Annotated in this window: 26 protein-coding genes; 13 read left to right on the top strand and 13 right to left on the bottom strand. The window is 67.0% G+C overall.

Features of this window, described 5'->3' with window-relative positions:
- Positions 1-7: 7 nt before the first annotated feature.
- The 10 genes from recF to NUW50_RS08720 all read right to left on the bottom strand — a co-directional run bounded on the left by recF (position 8) and on the right by NUW50_RS08720 (position 9,056).
- Positions 8-1,108, bottom strand: a complete 1,101-nt coding sequence (recF, locus tag NUW50_RS08765; protein ID WP_258288720.1) for a DNA replication/repair protein RecF — start codon at positions 1,106-1,108, stop codon at positions 8-10.
- Between the two features lie 55 nt (positions 1,109-1,163).
- Entirely contained in the window at positions 1,164-2,282 is a 1,119-nt protein-coding gene (gene dnaN, locus NUW50_RS08760) for a DNA polymerase III subunit beta (RefSeq protein WP_258288719.1), read from the bottom strand.
- A 149-nt stretch (positions 2,283-2,431) separates the two neighbouring features.
- Positions 2,432-3,817: a chromosomal replication initiator protein DnaA gene (gene dnaA / locus NUW50_RS08755; RefSeq protein WP_258289311.1), complete on the bottom strand. Its 1,386-nt coding sequence runs from the start codon at positions 3,815-3,817 to the stop codon at positions 2,432-2,434.
- Positions 3,818-4,454: 637 nt separating this feature from the next.
- Positions 4,455-4,718, bottom strand: coding sequence for a 30S ribosomal protein S20 (gene rpsT, locus NUW50_RS08750; protein WP_258288718.1), 264 nt, complete (start codon positions 4,716-4,718; stop codon positions 4,455-4,457).
- Positions 4,719-4,883: 165 nt separating this feature from the next.
- Entirely contained in the window at positions 4,884-5,690 is an 807-nt protein-coding gene (locus NUW50_RS08745; RefSeq protein WP_258288717.1) for a DUF1217 domain-containing protein, read from the bottom strand.
- Positions 5,687-6,142 (bottom strand): flagellar biosynthesis repressor FlbT, encoded by a 456-nt coding sequence (flbT, locus tag NUW50_RS08740; RefSeq protein ID WP_258288716.1) that lies wholly within the window; start codon positions 6,140-6,142, stop codon positions 5,687-5,689. Before flbT ends, NUW50_RS08745 begins: the two co-directional genes overlap by 4 nt.
- Complete coding sequence (gene flaF / locus NUW50_RS08735; protein WP_338001350.1) at positions 6,139-6,546, bottom strand: flagellar biosynthesis regulator FlaF; 408 nt, start codon at positions 6,544-6,546, stop codon at positions 6,139-6,141. The genes flbT and flaF overlap by 4 nt, the downstream gene beginning before the upstream one ends.
- A gap of 100 nt (positions 6,547-6,646) precedes the next feature.
- Positions 6,647-8,191, bottom strand: coding sequence for a flagellin N-terminal helical domain-containing protein (locus tag NUW50_RS08730; RefSeq protein ID WP_258288715.1), 1,545 nt, complete (start codon positions 8,189-8,191; stop codon positions 6,647-6,649).
- Between the two features lie 213 nt (positions 8,192-8,404).
- Positions 8,405-8,764: a hypothetical protein gene (locus tag NUW50_RS08725; protein ID WP_258288714.1), complete on the bottom strand. Its 360-nt coding sequence runs from the start codon at positions 8,762-8,764 to the stop codon at positions 8,405-8,407.
- Entirely contained in the window at positions 8,757-9,056 is a 300-nt protein-coding gene (locus NUW50_RS08720; RefSeq protein WP_258288713.1) for a rod-binding protein, read from the bottom strand. The genes NUW50_RS08725 and NUW50_RS08720 overlap by 8 nt, the downstream gene beginning before the upstream one ends.
- Positions 9,057-9,958: 902 nt before the next feature.
- On the opposite strand from NUW50_RS08720, the gene fliK reads away from it, so the two are divergent.
- Positions 9,959-10,909 carry a flagellar hook-length control protein FliK gene (gene fliK, locus NUW50_RS08715; protein ID WP_258288712.1) on the top strand — a complete coding sequence of 317 codons (951 nt, stop codon included), beginning with the start codon at positions 9,959-9,961 and terminating at the stop codon, positions 10,907-10,909.
- A 23-nt stretch (positions 10,910-10,932) separates the two neighbouring features.
- Positions 10,933-11,583 carry a flagellar hook capping FlgD N-terminal domain-containing protein gene (locus tag NUW50_RS08710; RefSeq protein WP_258288711.1) on the top strand — a complete coding sequence of 217 codons (651 nt, stop codon included), beginning with the start codon at positions 10,933-10,935 and terminating at the stop codon, positions 11,581-11,583.
- Positions 11,584-11,608: 25 nt separating this feature from the next.
- Here the strand turns inward: NUW50_RS08710 and ubiB are convergent, their stop codons facing one another.
- Together ubiB and ubiE are read right to left on the bottom strand one after the other, a co-directional pair.
- Complete coding sequence (gene ubiB / locus NUW50_RS08705; RefSeq protein ID WP_258288710.1) at positions 11,609-13,138, bottom strand: 2-polyprenylphenol 6-hydroxylase; 1,530 nt, start codon at positions 13,136-13,138, stop codon at positions 11,609-11,611.
- A gap of 1 nt (position 13,139) precedes the next feature.
- A complete protein-coding gene (ubiE, locus tag NUW50_RS08700) occupies positions 13,140-13,892 on the bottom strand; it encodes a bifunctional demethylmenaquinone methyltransferase/2-methoxy-6-polyprenyl-1,4-benzoquinol methylase UbiE (protein ID WP_258288709.1) in 753 nt (250 codons plus the stop codon).
- A 151-nt stretch (positions 13,893-14,043) separates the two neighbouring features.
- Here ubiE and mutM point away from each other — a divergent pair, with 151 nt between their 5' ends.
- Together mutM and NUW50_RS08690 are read left to right on the top strand one after the other, a co-directional pair.
- A complete protein-coding gene (mutM, locus tag NUW50_RS08695) occupies positions 14,044-14,895 on the top strand; it encodes a bifunctional DNA-formamidopyrimidine glycosylase/DNA-(apurinic or apyrimidinic site) lyase (protein ID WP_258288708.1) in 852 nt (283 codons plus the stop codon).
- Positions 14,896-14,967: 72 nt separating this feature from the next.
- Complete coding sequence (locus NUW50_RS08690) at positions 14,968-15,744, top strand: enoyl-CoA hydratase (protein WP_258288707.1); 777 nt, start codon at positions 14,968-14,970, stop codon at positions 15,742-15,744.
- Between the two features lie 135 nt (positions 15,745-15,879).
- On the opposite strand, the gene NUW50_RS08685 is transcribed toward NUW50_RS08690, so the two are convergent.
- On the bottom strand, positions 15,880-17,202 hold the full coding sequence (locus NUW50_RS08685) for a FliI/YscN family ATPase (RefSeq protein ID WP_258288706.1): 1,323 nt from the start codon (positions 17,200-17,202) through the stop codon (positions 15,880-15,882).
- A gap of 83 nt (positions 17,203-17,285) precedes the next feature.
- Between NUW50_RS08685 and NUW50_RS08680 the strand changes: the two genes are divergently transcribed.
- Genes NUW50_RS08680 through NUW50_RS08640 form a run of 9 tightly spaced genes read left to right on the top strand, consistent with a single transcriptional unit; the run spans position 17,286 to position 21,830 of the window.
- A complete protein-coding gene (locus tag NUW50_RS08680) occupies positions 17,286-17,672 on the top strand; it encodes a FlgB family protein (protein WP_258288705.1) in 387 nt (128 codons plus the stop codon).
- On the top strand, positions 17,669-18,061 hold the full coding sequence (gene flgC, locus NUW50_RS08675) for a flagellar basal body rod protein FlgC (protein WP_258288704.1): 393 nt from the start codon (positions 17,669-17,671) through the stop codon (positions 18,059-18,061). The genes NUW50_RS08680 and flgC overlap by 4 nt, the downstream gene beginning before the upstream one ends.
- Positions 18,062-18,072: 11 nt before the next feature.
- On the top strand, positions 18,073-18,381 hold the full coding sequence (fliE, locus tag NUW50_RS08670) for a flagellar hook-basal body complex protein FliE (protein ID WP_258288703.1): 309 nt from the start codon (positions 18,073-18,075) through the stop codon (positions 18,379-18,381).
- A gap of 12 nt (positions 18,382-18,393) precedes the next feature.
- Entirely contained in the window at positions 18,394-18,660 is a 267-nt protein-coding gene (fliQ, locus tag NUW50_RS08665) for a flagellar biosynthesis protein FliQ (RefSeq protein ID WP_258288702.1), read from the top strand.
- Positions 18,661-18,664: 4 nt separating this feature from the next.
- The gene (locus NUW50_RS08660) at positions 18,665-19,381 is read left to right on the top strand and encodes a flagellar hook-basal body complex protein (protein ID WP_258288701.1); all 717 of its coding nucleotides are present in this window, start codon (positions 18,665-18,667) and stop codon (positions 19,379-19,381) included.
- 9 nt (positions 19,382-19,390) lie between these two features.
- Positions 19,391-20,176, top strand: a complete 786-nt coding sequence (flgG, locus tag NUW50_RS08655) for a flagellar basal-body rod protein FlgG (RefSeq protein WP_258288700.1) — start codon at positions 19,391-19,393, stop codon at positions 20,174-20,176.
- Complete coding sequence (gene flgA, locus NUW50_RS08650) at positions 20,176-20,610, top strand: flagellar basal body P-ring formation chaperone FlgA (protein WP_258288699.1); 435 nt, start codon at positions 20,176-20,178, stop codon at positions 20,608-20,610. The genes flgG and flgA overlap by 1 nt, the downstream gene beginning before the upstream one ends.
- A gap of 17 nt (positions 20,611-20,627) precedes the next feature.
- Complete coding sequence (flgH, locus tag NUW50_RS08645; RefSeq protein WP_258288698.1) at positions 20,628-21,347, top strand: flagellar basal body L-ring protein FlgH; 720 nt, start codon at positions 20,628-20,630, stop codon at positions 21,345-21,347.
- A gap of 9 nt (positions 21,348-21,356) precedes the next feature.
- Entirely contained in the window at positions 21,357-21,830 is a 474-nt protein-coding gene (locus NUW50_RS08640) for a flagellar basal body-associated FliL family protein (protein WP_258288697.1), read from the top strand.
- The last annotated feature ends 48 nt before the right edge of the window (positions 21,831-21,878 follow it).

Here is a 21,878-nt window from a genome sequence, read left to right as displayed (position 1 = left end):
ATCCGACTCAGTCCGGCCGGACCGCCGAGGCGCCGTCCTGCTCGACCACTTCCAGCCGCTGCGCCCGGTCGCCGAGATCGGCGAACAGCTCGGCCCCGGTGCCGGTCATGAAGGCCTGTGCGCCCAATGCGCAGATCTCGTCATAGAGCGCGCTGCGGCGGCTGGCGTCGAGATGCGCCGCCACCTCGTCCAGCAGCAGGATCGGCGCGGCGCCGGTGTCTTCGGCCAGGGCACGGGCATTGGCGAGGATCAGCGAGATCAGCAGCGCCTTCTGCTCGCCGGTCGAACATTGCGCGGCGGGGATGTCCTTGGCGGCCCAGACCGCGCCCAGATCGGCGCGATGCGGCCCGATCAGCGTGCGCCCCGCCGCCATGTCGCGGCGCCGGTTGTCGGCCAGGACCGGCGCCAGGTCTTCATGCGTCTCGGGATGCTCGTCGTTGGAGAGCAGCGCCAGCCGGGCCGCCGGAAAGGCGGTCTCGGCACCCTCGGTCGCGGCGGCGATCCGTGCCAGTGCGGCGGTCCGGTTCCGCGTGATCGCGGCCCCGGCCTCGGCCATCTTCGCCTCCAGCGCCAGGTACCAATGCGCATCGGTCACCATGTCCTTGAGCAGTCGATTCCTTTCCCGCATCGCTTTGTCATAGGCCAGCGAGGCCTCGGCATGGGCCGGTTCGAAACTCAGCGCGATCCGGTCGAGGAACCGCCGCCGCCCGTCCGCGCCTTCGATCCAGAGCCGGTCCATCGAGGGCACAAGCCAGAGCATCCGCAGCAGCCGGCCCAATGCCACCTGCGGCGCGGCCTTGGTGTCGATGCTCACCTGACGCGCCGCGCCCGGTTCGGCCCAGGTCTTCAATTCATGGGTCTGTGAAGGGGTTTCGAGCATCGCGGCGATCATCCACCCGGGCCCGTCGGGCCGCCGCACCATCTCGTCCGCCGCTGCCCGCCGCAGACCGCGGCCGGGCGACAGCAGCGACAGGGCCTCCAGAATGTTGGTCTTGCCGGCCCCGTTCGGGCCCCAGATCGCCACCGGCCGTCCATCGAAGCGCAACCGCGCCAGGGCATGGCTGCGGAAATGCGACAGGGTCAGCGAGGTCAGGGCGAGGCGGGACATTGCTGGCGCCTTTCAGCCACCGGGCGGGCCGCCCTCGGCCTGGGTCGGGATAGGGTCAGACCCGCATCGGCATGACGACATAGACCGCCGAGCCGTCGCCGCCTTCCTGCATCAGGGTCGGATCGCCCGAGGAGTTGAACCGGAACACCGCGTTCTCGCGGTCCACCTGGCCGGCGATTTCCAGCAGATACTTGGCGTTGAAGCCGATCTCGAGCTTTTCGTCGTCATAGGCGACGCCCAGCTCTTCCTCGGCCGCGCCGCTGTCCGGTGCATTGACCGAGAGCACCAGACGGTCCTGGTCCAGCGACAGTTTCACTGCCCGCGAGCGTTCCGAGGACACGGTGGACACCCGGTCGACGGCGGCGGCGAAATCCGAGGCATCGACCTCCATCACCTTGGTGTTGCCGGTCGGGATGACCCGCGAATAATCCGGGAAGGTGCCGTCGATGACCTTCGAGGTCAGGGTGATCTCGGGCGTCGCGAAGCGGACCTTGGTTTCCGATACCGAGACGGCGATCTTGGTTTCGTCATCGTCGAGAAGCTTGCGCAGCTCTCCCACCGTCTTGCGCGGCACGATGACGCCCGGCATCGTTTCGGCACCCTCGGGCAGGTCGGCGTCGATCCGGGCCAGACGGTGGCCATCGGTGGCGACGCAGCGCAGCTTGCGCCCGCCGTCGCCGTCGGCGACATGCATATAGACGCCGTTCAGGTAATAACGCGTCTCTTCCGTCGAGATCGCGAATTTCGACTTGTCGAACAGACGCCGCAGAACCGGCGCGTCGGCGGTGAAATTCACCTCGTAATCCGAGGTCGCCATCACCGGGAAGTCTTCCTTGGGCAGGGTGGTGAGCTGGAACGAAGACCGCCCGGCATCGACCATCAGTCGGCCCGAAGCGCCGTCATCGGTGAGCGAGACCATGGCCCCGTCCGGCAGCTTGCGCACGATCTCGTGCAGCGTCACCGCCGAAACAGTCGTCGCGCCGGCGCGTTCGACCATGGCGGGAGCGCGGTCCACGACCTCGATATCCAGGTCGGTCGCGCGGAACTGGACGGTATCGCCCTCGGCTTCGATCAGCACATTGGCAAGGATCGGAATCGTGTTCCGCCGCTCGACCACGGACTGGGCCTGACTGACCGCCTTCAAAAGCGCGGCGCGTTCGATGCTGATCTTCATGTCCCACTCCAACTTCCCGGGACTGGCGAGGTTACCCAAGCCCGGGCCGGGTTCAACGGTTTTCCAATTGTCTAGCGGGTTTTTCTGCGGAGCACAGGGGTTTTTCGCCACTTGCGGGGCGGAATGGCCCTTCGGTGCGTCGTTTCGCGTCAGGCTTCCAGCGAGCGGCGAAGCATCTCCACATCGTCAGCCAGCTGGCTGTCGGTCAGCATCAGCTCGTCGATCCGCTTGATCGCATGCATCACCGTGGTGTGGTCGCGGCCGCCGAACCGTCGCCCGATGTCGGGCAGGCTGCGGGTGGTCAGCTTCTTGCACAGATACATCGCGGTCTGCCGGGGCCGCGCCACCGGGCGGATTCGCTTGGGCCCGATCAGGTCCGACAGGCGGATGTGATAATGCTCGGCCACCCGGCGCTGGATTTCCTCGACGGTGATCTTGCGCTCGGAAATCTTCAGCACATCGGCCAGGCAGTTGTGCACCAGCTCCAGATCGATTTCACGGCCGACCAGCGAGGCAAAGGCATAGAGCCGCAGCAGCGCCCCTTCCAGCACCCGCACATTGGTCGAAATCCGGTGCGCCAGGAATTCCAGCACCCCCGGCGCGATGTCGAGCCCGGGATAGCGTTCGCGGTAGAAATGCGCCTTCTGCTCCAGGATGCCCAGCCGCAGTTCATAGGTGGTCGGGTGCAGGTCGACCACGAGACCCGAGGCCATGCGGGTGGAAATCCGTTCTTCCAGATCCTTGATCGCTCCCGGCGCCTTGTCCGCCGAAAGGATGATCTGCTTGTTCTCTTCGACCAGGGCATTGAACGTGTGAAAGAACTCTTCCTGCGTCGAATCCTTGCCGGCGAAGAACTGGATGTCGTCCACCATCAGCACGTCGACATTGCGGTAGATCTGCTTGAACCCCATCATGTCCTGCTGCTTCAGCGCCTGGATGAAGCGGTACATGAACTTGTCGGCCGAGGTGTAGAGGATGTTCAGCTCGGGATCCCGGGCCTTCAGCTCCCAGGCGATGGCATGCATCAGGTGGGTCTTGCCCAGCCCGACGCCGCCATAGAGGAACAGCGGCGAATAGGCGACCGGCCCGCCTTCGGCGACGCGCCGGGCCGCGGCATGGGCCATTTCGTTGGGTTTCCCGACGACGAAGCTTTCAAAGCGGAACCGCGGGTCGAGCGGGGCGCTGACGTCGTCCTCGCCGCGTTGCGCCGTCTGAGTGGTCCGACCGGCCGGGGCAGCGTTTGCCAGGGGCGCGACCGCCGTTTCGGTCTCGGGGCTCGGGGTCTGGCATGCGTCGGTGTCGATCACGAAATCGAGTCCCGAGACCTCGATGCCATTGGCGCGCAGGCTGGAAAGAATCTTGTCGCCGAAGTGCCGTTCAACCCAGGTTCCGTTGAATGCCGAGGACACGCCAAGCACGGCAAGCGATCCGCTGATTTCGCGCAGGGTCAGGGGAGCGATCCAGTGACTGAAATTGTGTTGCCCGATGGAATTGCGAAGTTCTTTCCTTACCCGTTCCCAGGTTTCCTGCAGCATCTTGTCCTGTCCCATCACGCGAGCTTGTTGTTGCCCGAACCTTGGCCGCCCATTCAGCCGTCCGGTCCGGTTCTGGTCGTGTGACCCCCGGTCGCTCGTCGGGTTGGCAACAGGCATACCTTCCCGCCGCAGATGGCGGGGTCGGTCGGCCAGCGCTGGCGCCTGCGGATAGACCCCCGGTGACGCCGGCGTGACAGCCGGGACCAAAGGCGCGTGATCCGCGCAGTCCCATGGACAGGGTGCCGACAGACTGCGGCAATGCCGCCGTTGTCTAAACACCGATCACACAGGCCAACCGGCACCCCCGTGCCGGAAACCCCATGGATCCGAATGCCGGGCATCTGGCAGTCTTTTTTTGCCGTGCACCCCCCGAATTGATCGGGTGGCAACGGTTGATGCCCGGGGAATTCGCTTGCCCCCCAAGAGCGATGAGAATCGCAAGAACCAAGCTAGCAAGGGCTCCGGGAAGGCTGCAACGCAAACAACTGGCTTGACGAAGCAATTGTGGCAACGAATCTCTCAAGCCGCTGACGTGACGCGAGGCTCGGCGCAAAAACGTCACACTGAAAAGAAAAGCGCGCCCGGGTCGGGGCGCGCTGTTCGATCGACAGGATGATGATTCCCGCGTGGGTCGGGCTCAGCCGAGCACCTTGATCCGCGAGGCCAGGCGCGAGACTTTCCGCGCAGCGGTGTTCTTGTGGATGACACCCTTGGTCACACCGCGCATCAGCTCGGGCTGGGCGGCACGCAGGGCGGCCTGAGCGGCGTCCTTGTTGCCCGAGGCAATCGCCTCTTCGACTTTGCGGAGCTGGGTACGGATACGCGAGCGGCGCGCCTTGTTGATCGCGAAACGGGTTACGTTCTGGCGGGCGCGTTTCTTGGATTGCGGCGAGTTGGCCATGCAGGGGTCCCCTTTGTCGGGCAAATTGAAATTCGATAGCGCAATCGGCCCGACCGGGTTTGAATACCGGTGATTCTGGCCAGAGCGGGCCTCACGCGCATGTAGCGGCGGCATATAGGCGGTGTGGGCCCAAAAGGAAAGGCATTATTTCCCGGGGTTCGGTCTCTAGACGCGCTGTGTGGCGGCGCCCTGCAGCAGGGTCAGCGCGATCTGGCCGCGGCTGGTCTGGGCGCCGGCCTGCGCCTGCGAGCGGATCAGGAACAGGCGGATCAGTCTTTCCCGGGTGTCGGGTGCGTCGAACTGGGCAACGTCAGAGTGGCCGAACACCCGCTCTGCCGCGGCCCGGAAGCCCTTGAGTTGTTGGTCGAGGTCCAGTTGCGCGAAGCTGGCGGGCAGACCCAGGGCGGATCGAATCACCTTGCTGACCGGGCTGTTGCCCATCACCCCGTACCAGCGCCCGTTCTCGGTCGACTGCCGTTTCAGGATTGCCGACAGGTCGCGGCCAAAGCCCAGGGCCAGACGCATCTCTTCCGATTGCGCGCCCACGGCGACCTCGAACTGGCGCGACTTGTAGGCGGCCGTGATCCTGTCGCCGAATCCGGGCTGGGTGGTCCCGGGCACCGCGGCATCGCCAAGACCGAAGGCCCTGGTCATCTCCAGATAGCGCTTGTCCGCGAGCCGGTTGGCGAGGTCGGAACCGTCCTGGCTGCCGTCGGCCAGGACCTTCCTGACGAAGAAGGTCGAATCGATGTCGGCATCCAGCCCGTAGGCGCCCAGGGCCACCTGCAGCAGGCGCCGATCCGAGACCAGATCTTCCGCCGTCTCGACCGCGCCGATTCTCTCCCTGAAATAGGTGGTCTCGCGCTGAATCCGGGCGCTGTCGTCGAAGGCCGCCTGCTGTGCATCGCGGGTGCGCTGCAGAAAGGCCCATCCGGCCACCCCCGAAAAGGGCAGGACCGGTTGAAAGCTCATTGCGCGGCCATTCCCTGCCGGCGGTGGTCCTGCCGGGCACCGGAGCGCCCGGTCGGGTTGGCTCCCAGAAGTCGTTCCTCGCGCGGCAGCAGGCCACGCAGGCCCTTCATCGCCTGATAGAACTGGCCGTCGCGCACCGCCAGCGTGGCGTCATTCAGAATCGCCCGGCTGTCGGCATCGGTCAGCACCTGGCTGAGCTGTTCGATGCCGCGGAACAGCTGGTGCCTGGCCTCGTCCGGATCGGCATCGCCCGAGAGAACGAGCTGCGCGATGTAGCAGACCCGGCGCACCGGGGTGTTGACCTCGTCCGGGTGGATCGCGTCGCGCAGGCGCAGGATGTTGGCGTTCGGGGTCAGGATCGACAGGCGCGAGCGCTTGTCGCCATTCTCGATGACCGCCCCGTTGATCAGCACCCTTTCGCGGGGGCCAAGCTTGAGGACCAGGCCGCTCATGCCGCGGCTCTTTCGCTGCGCAGGCCACCCATGATGGCGGCGTTGATCTCGATCAGCGGTTCGGCGCTGGCCTTGCCGGCCAGGATCTTCGAGGTGTGCTGGCTGGTGAATTCGGCCAGGTAGAAGATCCGTGCCCGCAACTCGGCACTCAGCCCGTTGTCGGGCTCGGCCACGTCCGAGGCGAGGAGGGTCCAGAGCCGGCGGTTGTCATGCAGGGCCTCGGCCAGCGCGGCAAAGCCGCCGCGGCCTGCCGTGACGCCGGCCCGAAGCCGGGCGGTGATCCGGGCGAAGGCCTCGTATTCGATGCTGCGGGGGGTGCGGATCGGCTGTGCGGCGGCGGAATAGCCGCTGCGGGCCATGTCGGTTCTGGCGCCGGGGTTGTGGGCCATGTCGATGGATGTCACGTCGTTTCCTTCCGGAATAGGGGTCAGTCTGGCCGTTCAGGCCTGCGAAACGTGAGTCGTGATGGAAAGGGGCGGCCCCGAAGGACCGCCCCGACCGGGATTACCGGAACAGCGACAGGATCGACTGCGGCGCCTGGTTGGCGATCGACAGCGACTGCACGCCCAGCTGTTGCTGAACCTGAAGCGCCTGAAGCTTGGCCGAGGCCTCTTCCATGTCGGCATCGACCATCGAGCCGATGCCGGTCTTCAGCGCGTCGGTCAGGTTGCTGATGAAAGTCGACTGGGTCTCGATCCGGCCCTGGACCGAGCCGAACTGCGCCGCGGCGTCGATCGAGGTCTGGATCATCGTCTCGATGTTATCCAGCGCCGCCGCCGCACCTTCGTTGGTGGTGACGTCGATGTTGTCGAGCCCGAACAACCCGCCCGAGGCCGTGCCGCCCGCGGATACCGCCAGCGAGAAGGTCGTGCTGGTGCCGTCGCCATTGGCATCGTCTACCGCCAGCTTCCACTGGCCGGTGGTCGCATCCTGCTGCACCCTGGTGGTGATCCCGTCCGGCTGGTTGGAATCGATGGCGGTCTTCAGGCCCTTGGCCACGTCCTCCATCGTCTCGCCCCGGCCGGCGATGTAGTTGAAGGACGAACCGCCGGCGGTAACCTTGAAGCTGTCGCCTTCGTTGACCCCCGCCGTGGTCGAGAAGTCGATGGTCGATGCGCGCTGTTCGATGGTGCCGACATCGCCGTCGGTCGGTGCGCCGCCACCGTTCAGATCGGTGATCTCGAGATTGGCGTCCGAGGTGGAGTTCAGCGTCACGGCAACGGTTTCGTAGCCCTTGGTGTTGACCAGGTTGATGACGCCCGCGCCTTCGTCGGTGGCCGAGATGCCCTCCAGCCCGAGCGCGTTGATCTGGCCGACGAAATGGCTGGCCAGGTCGGCGGCCGTTTCGGTGCCCGCAGCGGTGTAGCTGAGCGTGGTGCCGTCGATACTGACTTCGTAGGTGTCATTCGCGGCCAGCGAGGCGACACCGAAGGTGATCTCGGCCACCTTGCCGGCTGCGTCCGAGGTGAAGTCCGAGGCCGTGGCGCCGTTCACCGTGCCATAGGCCGCCGCGGTCAGGCCGGTGGAGCCGAAGGTGCCCGCGCCCGAGGTCAGGTCCTGCCGGCTGACCGTGATATGCGAGGCCGAAACCGAACCGTCGTTCTTGCGGTCCAGCGACGACAGGACGTTCACGTCATCGGTGCCCTCGATCAGGTTCAGGCCGTTGAACTGGGCGGCCCCGACCACCGAGGTGATCTGGTCGCGCAGCGCGTTGATGTCGGTCTGGATCTTGTCGCGATCGACGTTGGATTCCTGCGCCGCGACGATCTTGCCTTTGATGTCGGTCAGCAGGTCGGTCACGGTTTCCGAGGCCTGACGGCCGACCGAGACGGTCGATTCGCCCAGGCTGAGACTGTTCGAGATCGCCTTGAAGCCGTTCACGTCGGCCTCCATGACCTTCGAGATCGCCCAGACGGCCGAGTTGTCCTTGGCCGTGGCCACCGATTTGCCGGTGGAAATCTCGTTCTGGGTCGAGCTCAGGCTGGCGTTGATTCCCTTGAGCGTCTGCAGCGCGACCATCGCGCTGGTGTTGGTCAGAATGCTAGACATCTGGTCTTTCCTTGCGTCCTGCGGTGCTTTGCACCGCGTTTCCTGATCCGCCCGTAAGCGGCTGAGCGAGCGTCATTCTGACCTCTGCGGTGCCGGTCCGGCCGGGCATCGCGCCACCCCCCCACCGGGATGCCCGCCGAACCTGACGCGCAAGACCTAAGGAGTTCCTAAGCGCCGACAGGGCGATGGATCGGATTTGAGACAAAGGCATCGCTACAGCCGCCGGATGGTCGCGGAGCCCTTGCCGCCCAGCTGGTGGCGCTGGCCGTTCATGTCATAGGTGTTGAGCGGCGGAGGCCCTTCGATCAGGCTGCGGACCCGGGCGCTGGCGCTCCGCACCCCCTGCGCCGCCGCTGCCAGAAGCCCGGCATTGCGCGCCGCCGAGCTGCGCAGTCGCTCCAGCACCGGCCGGCCGATCCGCAGCGACGGCACCCGGGCCAGCAGGGATTCGCGCCGATCGGCCAGGCGCACCACGGCCTCGAGATCGCCCTCGAGCAGGCCGCGCCGTTCGCGCGCGAAGAGATCTTCCAGCGCCTCGACAATGGCCAGGTCTTCAAGCTCCTGCTCAGTCATCGGTCTTTGCCTTCATGGCCTGGTAGATGGTCTCGCTCAGCCCGATGCCGCCGGCCCGGACCATGGCGCGGGCCTGTTCCTGCCGCAGGAACGAGGCGAACTGATCCTCTCCCGCGCCGCCGCCGAAACCTTCGGGCGGTTTGCCCAGCCCGGCGCCTTTCAGCATCTCGGCCAGGAAGGCGGCCTCGAAGGCGTCGGCGGCTTCGCGCATGGCCCTGTCGTCGGCGGCCTGCGGCGGTTGCGGCGTGGCGGGTCCGGCGCGCGGCGGGGCAGGAGCGGGGACAATATCCATTCTGGACTCCTTCCAATCTGGGCGATTTTCCAAAGCCTGCCCGCAAACCGGTAAAGGATTGGTAAGGACCTGCTGCGAAAAAGGCGGAACCGAAGGGAGAATCCCGGGCCGCCATGATGATGTCAGACCGCGCCACCGGGGCCTGTGCCCCCCAAGCTGCCGCTGGTCCCGCGCCCAGCCGGGCCGAGGCCAGCCTGTCCCGGGGCGCGGAGTCCTTTGATCGCCTGGTGGCCTGCCTGTCCGGGGGCGAGCCCGAACCGGATGCTGCCGGGCGTGTCGGCGAGCCGTCCCTGCAAGGGTCGGGCCGTCGGGACGTCCCGGCCGGCCGATACCCGGTGTTGGCCGGAGCGGGTTCGCCCGGCGACTCGGTGCCCGGTGACTCGGGGCCGCAGGCTCCGCGCGGCGGCAGGAGGCCGGATCAGGATCGGGGCCCGGACGCTGACCCGGTCGCGGACCCGACCCCGCAGGTGATCGTCGCGGTTCACCCGCCGCAAGGCGCCTTGCTCGCCGCGAGTCCGCTGGTCAGCCGCGAACCAAATTCGGATAGGGCGACCGATCTCGGTCTCGCCGGCCCGGGTGCGCCGGCCCGGTTCACCCCGGATGCGTCTCCGGACCGGCCTGCAAACCGGGCAGATGTCTTGCCGCTGATCAGCCCGCCGGGCCGATCCGGGGAAACCCCGGACCTGCCGCCGGCAAACGCCACCCCGCCGGCATCCCTGCGTGCGCCTTCGGCGGCAGGCAGCGACACGGCATCGCATGGTCGAACCATCGTTGCGGGGGGATCAGGCCCGGCGACCGCCGCGGCAAACCCCGGCCATCCGGACAAGTCCCTGTCGGAAGCTCCGGCTCCCGAACAGCGGGCCCCGACCCCGCGCGGCACAGCCTCGTTGCCGGAGGTGACGATGAACATCCGTGTTTCTTCCCGCGCCGCAAAGAGGCATCCGCTCGATGCTCGCGCAAACACCGATGGACATGGCACGCCGCAGCCCTCGCCGGCCGTGACCGGCGGGATCAAGTTGCCCTTCGTCCCCCCTTCCCGGGAGCAAGTGCCTGCGGACAGCCCGGGCCGCGGGGCCGAGGACCCGCGGGGCAAGGCACGCCCTGCCCCTGCGCCACCCCTGGCCATGGCACCGGATGGCACGGCGCCGGTTCGATCGGGCCCGCCACCGATGGGATCCGTTCCCGGATCTTCCCCTGTCAGCGGCGATCCGGTGCGGGAGGGAACCAAACTAGAGGCGGCCAGCGCCGAGCCGAAGATCGACCCGTTCCGGCGGGAACCGGAGCCGGCAAAGCTGCCCGCGCCCGGGCCACACCCGAGTCTGGACCCGATCCTTTCGGCGGTGCAACCGGCCTCCTTGCAGGCAACTGCCTCGGGACCCGAAAACGCGGCCCTCTCCGATTCGCCGGCGCCGGTCCGGCCCAAGCCGTCGAGCCTTCCCGCAGCGCAGGCGGCCGCTTTCGCGCCCGTGCATCGGCAACTGGCCGAAGCGGTTCACGCCGGGCATCGCAGGGATGCAATCGACATCAGCCTGTCCCCGGAGGAGCTGGGCAGGGTCCGGCTCTCGCTGCATCACGATCCCCAGGGCCTGCGGGTCGAGGTTTCGGCCGAACGGGCGGAGACGGCCGATCTCATCCGCCGTCATATGGGGGATCTGGACCGTGACCTGCGCGGGCTGGGCCATGGCTCGGTGAGTTTCTCCTTTGGCGGGTCGCCGTCGCAATCGCAGCGCGACCGCCCTGTTTCGTCACCGCAGGGCATCGGCGAGGGGCGGGAGACCCTGCCCGGAACGCCGGACCCGCCCGCCCCGCCGTCCCGGACCAATCCCGGTCCGGGGCTCGACATCCGGCTTTGACCCCCGTTCGGAAGGACCCCGCCATGGACATCATCCAGACCGCCCCGCAATCCCGGCTGACCACCCAACAGGCCCGCGACCCGGCCGATACATTGTCGTCCGATTTCAACACCTTCCTGCGGATGATGACCACGCAGATGCAGAACCAGGATCCGCTGAACCCGCTCGACTCGAGCGATTTTGCCGTGCAGCTGGCAACCTTTTCGGGGGTCGAGCAGCAGGTCCGCACCAATGACCTGCTGGCCGCCCAGGTGGAGCTGATGGGCATGTCGCAGCTGGCCGGATGGGTCGGGATGGAGGCGCGGACGACGGCGCCGGTCGCCTTCTCCGGCAGCCCGGTCGAACTGGCGCCGACCCCGAGGCCCGAGGCCGACTCGGCACAGCTCGTCGTCCGCGATTCCGGGGGCGAGGAGGTGCAGCGCCTGGCGATTCCCGTCACCGCCGATGCCGTGACCTGGGCCGGCACCGACGCCGGGGGCACGCCGCTGGGCAACGGGGTCTACAGCTTCTCGGTCGAGAGCTTCACCGATGGCAAGCTGTCCGGCACCGACCCGGTGGCAAGCTATGCCCGGGTGACCGAGGCGCGGACCGAGGCCGGCGAGCTCGTGTTGATCCTGGATTCGGGCGCCAGGGTCGCCGCCAGCACCGTGCTGGGCCTGCGCAGCCCGTCCTGATCGCCGCCATCTTCGCGGCGCCGGGTCAGAGGAAATCCAGCCCCAGCAGGACAACCGCCACCAGAAGGCCCGAGATCAGTGACACGGCCAGCACCGACCAACCGGACCAGCCCGCGGGCGCAGGAGGTGGCGGTGGCGGGCGCAGCAGGCGTTCCTCGACCAGTTGCGGCAGCCTGGGCCCGAAGCGCGACAGCACCCGCACGGTGCGCGCGACATCTGCCATCACCGCCAAGGGGCCGACATTCTTGCGAATATACCCCTCGACCACCGGTCTGGCCGCCTGCCAGATGTTGATATGCGGGTCCAGCGACCGCGCCACGCCTTCGACCACCACCATGGTCCGTTGCAGCAGGATCAACTCGGTTCGCGTTTCCATGCCGAAACGCTCGGTCACCTCGAACAGGTAGGTCAGCAGCCGGCCCATCGAGATATGGGTCGCATCCATGCCGAAGATCGGCTCTCCCACGGCGCGCAGGGCGCGGGCGAAGTCGTCCACGTCGCGGTCGGCAGGGACATATCCGGCTTCGAAATGCACTTCTGCGATGCGGCGGTAATCGCGGCGCATGAAGCCGAAGAGGATCTCGGCATAGGTGCGCCGCGTGTAATCGTCGATCCGGCCCATGATCCCGAAATCGAGCGCGATGATCCTGCCATCCGGGGCAACCTTCAGATTGCCCTGATGCATGTCGGCATGAAAGTAGCCGTCGCGCAGCGCATGGCTGAGGAACAGTTGCAGCACTTCTTCGGCGAGTTTCACCCGGTCGTGCCCGGCGGCATCAAGTGCATCGAGATCCGAGATCGGAATCCCCTCGGCCCAGTCCAGGGTCATCACCCGACGCCCCGACATGTGCCAGCGCACTTCCGGCACGATCAGCCCGGCATCGGCGGCGGTATTGGCGGCGAATTCGCTGGCGGCCGAGGCCTCCAGGCGCAGGTCCAGCTCGCCCCGGACAATGCCCTCGAAATGCTCGACCACGTCATGCGGATGCAGGCGGCGCGAGGCGGGCGAAAGAAACTCGATTACCGAAGCGGCGAAATAGAAGGCGTCCAGGTCGCGGCGGAAGGCCCGCTCGATCTTCGGGCGCAACACCTTGACCGCCACCTCGTCGCCGCTCTCGGCCAGTCTCGCGCGGTGCACCTGCGCGATCGACGCGGCGGCGATCGGGGCGGAAAACTCGGAAAACAGGGTCTCCACAGGGCTTCCGAGCTCTTCCTCCACCGTGGCCTTGGCGGTTTCGATGTCGAAAGGTGCCAGGCGGTCCTGCAGAACCATCAACTGTCCGGCCAGTTCGGCGCCGACCAGGTCGGGCCGGGTCGAGAGGATCTGGCCGAACTTGATATAGGCCGGCCCCAGGGCGGTCAGGGCCCGGGGCGCCGGGGGCAGGGCGGGATCACCCTTTTCGCCCAGCCAGGCGAAGGGCCAGCCCAGGATGCGGGCGAAGATGCGCAGCGGCGCCGGCGCCTCCATCGCATCCAGAACCACCTTCATGGCGCCGGTGCGCTCCAGGGTCGCGCCGGTGACGATCAGCCGCCAGATGTTGTGCGGACCGCGCATCTCAGATCTTCCAGCCCGAATGCAGCGCGGCGACGCCCATCGTCAGGTTGCGGTAGGATACCTGTTCGAAGCCGGCGGCGCGGATCATCGCGGCAAAGCTCTCCTGATCCGGGAACTTGCGGATCGATTCGACCAGATACTGATAGCTGTCGCGGTCGCCGGTCACCACTTTGCCCATCGTCGGGATGACATTGTAGCTGTAGCGGTCATAGAGCCACTGCATCCCCGGCACCGGAAGCTGGCTGAACTCCAGCACCATCAGCCGCCCGCCGGGGCGCAGCACCCGGAAGGCTTCGGAAAGCGCGTCGGCGATTCTGGTGACGTTCCGGATGCCGAAGCTGATCGTGTAGACGTCGAAGGAGCGGTCCGGGAAGGGCAGGGACATCGCGTCGCCCACCACCCAGTCGAGGCTGTCGGCCAGCCGCGCCGCCTCGGCCCGCTTGCGGCCTTCCACCAGCATCGCCTCGGTCATGTCGCAGACCACGGCGCTGCCGCCCCTGGCCCGCTTGAGAAACCGGAAGGCGATGTCCCCGGTGCCGCCCGCCACGTCCAGCAATCTCTGGCTGGGCCGGGGCGCCAGCCAGTCCATCATCGCGTCCTTCCACAGCCGGTGGATGCCGCCCGACATCAGGTCGTTCATCAGATCATAGCGCCCGGCGACCGAGGAGAACACGCCATGCACCAGCCCGGCCTTTTCGGACTCGGGCACTTCGCGGTTGCCGAAATGGGTGGTCTTGTCGCTGGGGTCGGTCATGGCGGGTCCGTCGGATTTACGCACCAACCCGATATAGGCTTGTGTCGCCAGTGACAAACCGGGAATTGCCGCGGTGCCCCGGCAGCCCTTGCGCCAGAGGCCCCGGCTCGGGCATCTGGGACGGGTCGCCAAGACCGGAGCCAGAACGAACATGCCGGAACTGCCCGAGGTCGAAACCGTACGCCGTGGCCTGATCCCGGCGATGGAAGGCGCGGTCATCGCGCGTGCCGGGGTGAACCGCCCCGATCTGCGCTGGCCGCTGCCCGAGCGGATGGCCGAAAGGCTGACCGGGCGCCGGGTGCTGCGGCTGGGACGGCGGTCGAAATACCTGCTGCTGGAGCTCGATTCGGCCGAGACCCTGCTGATTCACCTCGGCATGTCGGGGCGGATGCTGGTTTCGGGGATGCGGATCGGGGCATTCCACCATGCCCATCCGGCGCCGGGGAAGCATGACCATGTGGTGTTCGACATGGACAACGGCGCCCGGGTCACCTTCAACGATGCCCGCCGCTTCGGTGCCATGGACCTGATGCCGACCGAGACCGCCGAATCGCACTGGCTGCTGAAGGATCTGGGCCCCGAACCGCTGGGCAACGGTTTTCACGAGGCCTATCTGGTCGCACGGCTGAAGGGCCGCAGGATGCCGGTCAAGTCGGCGCTGCTGGATCAGCGAATCGTCGCGGGGCTTGGGAACATCTATGTCTCGGAAGTGCTGCACCGCACCGGCATTTCGCCCACCCGGCTGGCCGGACGTATTGCCGCAGCACGGGTCGCCCGCCTGGTTCCGGCGATTCGCGAGGTGCTGGGCGAGGCCATAGAGGCCGGCGGGTCCAGCCTGCGTGACCACCGCCAGACCAGCGGCGAACTGGGCTATTTCCAGCATGCCTTCCGGGTCTACGACCGTGCCGGCGCGCCCTGCCCGACCCCGGGCTGCGCGGGGGTGATCCGGCGGATCGTGCAATCGGGGCGGGCCTCGTTCTATTGTGCCGATTGCCAAAGATAGTTTGCCCCCCGGATCGTTGGTGCTAAGTCTCGGCCCCAGTTGAAGCCTGCCAAGCACCCACAGGACGGACTCATGGCCTACAAGACTCTGATCGTCGAAACTCAGGGATCGGTCTGCCTGATCCGGCTCAATCGCCCGGATGCGCTGAATGCGCTGAACTCGGAATTGCTGGGCGAACTGGCCGAGGCGCTGGCCGAGGCCGATCGGAACGACAAGCTGCGTGCCATGGTCATCACCGGATCGGACAAGGCCTTCGCCGCCGGGGCCGACATCCGCGAGATGGCCGGCAAGGGTTTTGTCGACATGTTCGGCGAGGATCACTTCGGCGCCCCGGCCGAGGCGTTCCAGCGGATCCGCAAGCCGATCATCGCGGCCGTCTCCGGCTATGCCCTGGGCGGTGGCTGCGAACTGGCGATGATGTGCGATTTCATCGTCTGCTCCGACACCGCCAAGTTCGGCCAGCCCGAGATCAATCTGGGAGTCATCGCCGGGATGGGCGGCAGCCAGCGCCTGACCCGCTTCGTCGGCAAGTCCAAATCGATGGACATGCATCTGACCGGGCGGATGATGGATGCGGCCGAGGCGGAACGCTCCGGTCTCGTCAGCCGGGTGTTCCCGGCCAAGGATCTGGTCAAGGAAGCGGTCGGCATCGCCGAGAAGATCGCCGAGAAGTCGATGCTGACCGTGAAGGCGGTGAAGGAGGCGGTGAACCGCAGCTACGAGACGACGCTGCGCGAAGGGATTCTCTTCGAGCGGCGTCTGTTCCACTCGCTGTTTGCCACCGAGGATCAGGCCGAGGGCATGAACGCGTTCCTGGACAAGCGCGAGCCGCAGTTCCGCGACAAATAGGCCCGGTTCCGGGCCGCAGGGAACGCATCCCGCATCTTTGGGTCGCAAATACTCCGGGGGTTCGGGGGCAGGGCCCCCGACGGATCGGATCGCGCAGCGATCCGAGGCCCGGTCGGACGGGGAAACCCCGATTGCTCAGGTGATCGCCCCGGCCAGACGCAGGATTTCGGCCAGCCGGGCAAAACTGTCCGGCGCGCTGCCGGGTTCGGATTCGGCCAGGAAGGCGTCGAGCAGCGGCCAGAGCCTGATGGCAATGTCCAGTTCCGGGTCGGACCCGGCGGTGTAGAGACCGGCCTGCACCATCAGCTCGGCCTTTTCGTAATGGCCCAGCAACGCCCGCGCCCGGGCCAGCAGCGCGTTTTCCTCTTCCGATGCGGCATCCGGCAGCGCCCGCGAGACCGATCGCAGCAGATCGACCGCCGGAAATCGGCCCCGCTCGGCGATTCGCCGGTCCAGCACGACATGCCCGTCGAGCACGCCGCGCACCATGTCGGCCACGGGTTCGTCCATATCCGATCCGGCGACCAGCACGGTGAAGATCGCGGTGATGTCGCCGTGGAATCTCTCGCCCGGCCCGGCCCGCTCGCAGAGCCCGGCAATCATCGCGGCGGTCGATGGCGGATAGCCGCGCAGGCTTGCCGTCTCGCCCGCGGCCAGGGCGATTTCCCGATGCGCCTCGGCAAAGCGGGTCAGCGAATCGGCAAGAAGAAGCACCTGTCTGCCCTGATCCCGGAAATACTCGGCCACTGCCGCCGCGGTCCAGCCGCAGCGCCGCCGCACCAGGGCCGGCTGGTCCGAAGTCGCGGCGACGACAACCGTCCGTTCCATGCCGGCAGGGCCGAGAATCCGGTCGATGAACTCGCGCAGTTCCCGGCCCCGTTCCCCGATCAGCGAGATCACCACCACATCGGCCTCGATCCCGCGGGTCAGCCGTCCCAGCAGGGTCGATTTCCCTACTCCTGCACCGGCGAACAGCCCGATCCGCTGCCCGCGCGCGATCGGCAGGAAGCTGTTGAATACCGCCAGGCCGGTTTCCAGCCGTTGTCCCATCGCGCGGCGGTCATGCGCATTGGGCGGCGGTCGCCGCACCGGCAGCGGCTCCAGGCCCCGCAACAGCGGCCGGCCGTCCAGCGGCTCACCGAAGGGATCGATCACCCGGCCGATCCAGGATGAGTCCGGCGCAACCTCTCCGCCGCCGCGATGGACCACGGGTTGGCCCAGTGTCAGCCCATCGCCGCCGACATCGGTCATCACCGCGATTTCGGCGGCATCGACACCCAGCACCTCCCCCAGCAGCGCGGACCCGCGCGGCCCCAGTTCGACGAGATCGCCGGGCGAGGCAATGTCGGAAAGTCCGTTTACAGACACGAGTCCGCGGTCCAGCCGGACGATCCGGCCAATCCGGGAGATGCGCGGGATCGCGTCGATTTCCGCCTTCAGGTGGTCCAGTCCGTTCATTCCGCCCCGCCTGGCTTCTGCGAACCCTTTGGTAACGAATCACGGTTAAGCCTTGGTTTCGATAGGTCGAGGGAGAAGCCCCGATGTTTGAAACTCTTGGTGTCCTGCGTCTGGCCGGTGATCTGGCCCGCTATGCCGGCGACCGGCAGGCGCAACTGGCCCGGAACGTGGCCAATGCCGATACTCCGGGCTACCGGGCCCGCGACCTGGCGCCCTTTGCGGAAAGCCTTGGCGCTGCGTCGGCCCCGGCGATGCGGGCGACCCGCCCGCAGCATATCGTCTCCACCGGCGGTTTTCTGGACTGGCAAACGGTCGATGCGCCCGACGCGGTCTCGCCGAACGGCAATACCGTGTCGCTGGAAGATCAGATGCTGAAATCCGCCGAGGTTCGCCAGAGCCACGATCTTGCCCTGGCTGTCTATGGCCAGGCGCTGTCGATCCTGCGCACCAGTATCGGGGGCGGCAGATGAGCAGTCTTCTGAACGGCGCCGCCGAGGCGGCCAGCGGGCTGAAGGCGCAATCCCTGCGCCTGCGGCTGGTGGCCGAGAACATCGCCAATGCCGATACCCCCGGCTATCACCGCAAGCTCACAAGTTTCGAGCAGGTGGTGAAAGACGGCCGCCCGGCCGGCGAGGTCGCAACCGGCAGGGTCCGGCTTGACCCGCGACCGGCCGAACGAATCTACGACCCCGGAAATCCTCTGGCCGGCGAAGACGGCACCTATGAGGGATCGAATGTCGATCTGGTGGTCGAGATCGCTGACGCGCGCGAAGCGCAGCGCAGCTACGAAGCGAACCTTCGAATGTTCGACCAGACCCGGCAAATGTCGCGCAGCCTGCTCGAACTCCTGCGGAAATAGGAGACCCCAGAATGGACATCCGTTCCTCGTTTGCGGCGCAAGGCTACGCCGCCACCCGCCCGGCCACAGCGCCGAAGCCTGCACCGGGCGGGACCGGCGGCACCGAAACCGCCGGGCAGGCCTTTGCCCGGGTGGCCGAGGATTTCGCCGCCACCATGGAAAACGGCGACAAGACAGCCCGGGCGGCGCTGACCGGACGCGCCGACAGCCATTCGCTGGTCCAGGCGTTGGCGCAGACCGAATTGGCGATCGAGACCGCGGTGGCGGTCCGCAACAAGGTTGTCGAAGCCTATCAGGAAATCCTGCGGATGCCGGTCTGAGGGGGCCCGACCATGGACGAAAACCTCATTTTCGACACCCTGCGCGAGGCTCTCTGGGTCGCCGTGAAGGTCTCGTCCCCGATCCTGACCGTTGCCCTGGTCATGGGGGTGGTGGTCGGCCTGTTCCAGGCGCTGACCTCGATCCAGGAGATGACGCTGACCTTCGTGCCCAAGATGGCGGCGATTCTGGTCGCGTTCTGGATCTCGATGGGCTTCATCTCGGCCACGATGAGCGATTTCTTCCGGCATCGCATCGTGCCCCTGATCGCGGGGTTTTAGGGCCATGGACAACATCGGCTATACCACCCTGTCGCGCCAGTCGGGCCTGCTGAAGGAACTGGAGGTGGTGGCGAACAACATCGCCAATGCCTCGACCACCGGCTTCCGGCGCGAGGATGTGACCTTCGCGGAATTCATCGACAGGCTGGGGAAGGGGGATGACTCGCTGTCGATGACCGCGGCGCTGGTGCGGCGGATCGACAGCAGCCAGGGGACCCTGAACCCGACCGGCGGCCCCTTCGACCTGGCGATCCAGGGCGAGGGATATTTCCTGATCGGCACCCCGCAGGGCCCGATGCTGACCCGCGCCGGGGATTTCACCACCAACGAGTCCGGCGAGTTGGTGACGCCCGAGGGGCATCATCTGCTCGATCTGGGCGGGGCGCCGATCTTCGTGCCGCCGGATGCCGGCGACTTCGCCATCGGCACCGACGGAACGGTGCAAGCTAACGGCTTGCCGCTGGCGCAGATCGGCCTCGTCGCCCCCGATGACCCGACCGATCTGCAGCGGCGCGGCAACGGGCTGTTCGAAAGCCCCGGCGGGTTCAGCCCCGTGGCGGATGCGGTGATCCTGCAGGGCTTCACCGAAGCCGCCAATGTCAATCCGATTGCCGAGATCAGCCGATTGATCGAGGTGCAGCGGTCCTATGAGCAGGGCCAGAAATTCATGGATCAGGAGGACGAGCGAATCCGCAACGTCATCCAGACCATCGGCCGATAGGAGAACCAGATGCGTGCCCTGAGTATTGCCGCCACCGGGATGAGCGCCCAGCAGATGCGGGTGGAGGTCATCTCGAACAACCTCGCCAACATGTCCACCACCGGCTACAACGCCCGCCGCGCCGAATTCGCCGACCTGACCTATGAGCAGCTGTCCCGCCCGGGCACGATCAGCGCCACCGACGGCACGATCCTGCCCACCGGGGTGCAGCTGGGTCTCGGGTCGCGACCGGCCTCGGTTTCGGTGCAGATCGGCCAGGGGACGCTGGCGCTGACCGGCGGCGATCTGGATCTGGCGATCGACGGCAAGGGCTTCATCGAGGTCACGCTGCCCTCGGGCATCGCCGCCTATACCCGCGACGGGGCGCTGAAACGTTCGCCCGACGGGCTGATCCAGACATCGGACGGCTATCCGGTGGCACCGGGAATCACGATTCCGGACGATGCCCGATCGGTGTCCGTCAATGCCGATGGCGAGGTCTACGCCTATTTCAACGATCGGGTCGAACCCGAGCTTCTGGGCCAGTTCACCCTGGCCGGTTTCACCAACGAAAAGGGCCTGGAAGCGATCGGCGGCAATCTGTTCCTGGAAACCGGCGCGTCGGGCCCTTCCATCGTCTCGGTGCCCGGCGTCGACGGGCTCGGCACCCTGCGGCAGGGCTATCTCGAGGAAAGCTCGGTCGATCCGGTCCGCGAGATCACCGAATTGATCGAGGCACAGCGCGGCTACGAGCTGAACGCCAAGGTCATCACCGCCGCTGACCAGATGCTGGCGGCAACCACGCAGGTGCGGTGATGCGCGCCTGGGAAATCCTGCTCTGGACCCTGGTCCTGACCCTGGCCGCGCTGTCCACCGCCGGGGCCGACACGGTGGTCAGCGCCCGCCCGGTGCGGGCCATGTCGGTGATCGGGCCGGACGATCTGACAATGATCGCGGGCGACACGCCCGGCGCGGCGGCGCATCTGTCCGAGGTGCTGGGCAAGGAGGCGCGGGTGATGCTCTATCCCGGCCGGCCGATCCGGCTTGACCAGATCGGCCCGCCGGCGCTGATCGAACGCAACCAGATCGTCACCCTGATCTATTCCGCCGGCGGCCTCACCATCGCCACCGAGGCGCGGTCGCTGGGCCGGGCCGGGCTGGGCGATGTGGTGCGGGTGATGAACCTGGCCTCGCGCAAGACGGTCAGCGGCAAGGTTCAACCCGACGGCAGCGTCGCCGTCGGTTTCTAGAAAGGATGTGCCCTGACATGCGGGAGTATCTCGGACTCATCGCCACGATGGCCCTGGGGGCCTGCGGCGGTCTCGACCAGGTCGGCAAGGCGCCGGACTTCAGCCAGTCCGTCGGCAGCGACGAATATTATGCCATGATGTCCCCGCCGTTGCCGGAGAGGCTGGACACGCCGACACCGGGGGACCGCGCCTCGCTCTGGGAGGCCGGGCAACGCTCGCTTCTGGGCGACCGGCGGGCCGCGAAGAAGGGCGACATCCTGACCGTGGTGATCTCGATCAACGACAGCGCCGCGATCTCGGACACGTCGCAGCGCGCAAGGTCCGGGTCCGGCCAGATGAGCATCGACGCGCTCTTCGGTCTGCCGGAACGGGTGGCCGAGAACGGCGGGCCCTCCCTCAGCCCCGGCGTCAAGACCGGATCGGCCAGCACCAGCCAGGGATCGGGCTCGGTCAAGCGCAGCGAGAAGCTGACCCTGCGGATCGCTGCGACGGTGGTGCAGACATTGCCGAACGGCATCCTGGCGATCTCCGGGACCCAGGAGGTGCGGGTGAACTTCGAACTGCGCGAGCTGCGGATCACCGGCTATGTCCGGCCCGAGGACATCTCGCGGCAGAACGAGATCACCTATGACAAGATTGCCTCGGCGCGGATTTCCTATGGCGGCCGGGGCCAGATCACCGACGTTCAGCAGCCGCGCTATGGCCAGCAGATCGCCGACAAGCTGCTGCCGTTCTGAGGTCCGGCGGTGAAGCTGCTCTTGCCGCTTGTCCTGGCCCTGGCCGGGCTGGGCGCCGGGCTGGGGGCCGGCATCGCGCTGAAGCCGGCGCCGCAGGTTGCGGCCGATCCCTGCGGCGAACCGCAGCCCGGGACCCGGCCCCCCGAACCCGTTGAGCTGGAGCATGACTATGTGAAGCTGAACAACCAGTTCATCGTCCCGGTGCTGAAGGAGGGGCGGATCGAGTCGCTGGTGGTGCTGACCCTGTCGCTGGAAGTGGTCAAGGGCGGGCAGGAGCAGATCTATGCCCGCGAACCCAAGCTGCGCGATGCCTTCCTGCGGGTGCTCATCGACCACGCCAATTCGGGCGGTTTCGACGGCACCTTCACCTCGAACGGGAACATGACCCATCTGCGCGAGGCGCTGAACAATGCCGCCCAGATGGTGGTGAAGGATGTGGTGACCGAGGTTCTGATCGTGGATATCGTGCGGCAGGATCAATAGGGTCGGGCGCCTGCGGTCCCAGCCGATCCAGTGTCTGACAAGGGCTTT

This window comes from Frigidibacter sp. ROC022, assembly GCF_024723735.1.
Classification (GTDB): Bacteria; Pseudomonadota; Alphaproteobacteria; order Rhodobacterales; family Rhodobacteraceae; genus SLM-1.
Note: the sequence above shows the minus strand (reverse complement) of the source record. Positions and strands in the feature narration are given on the sequence as shown.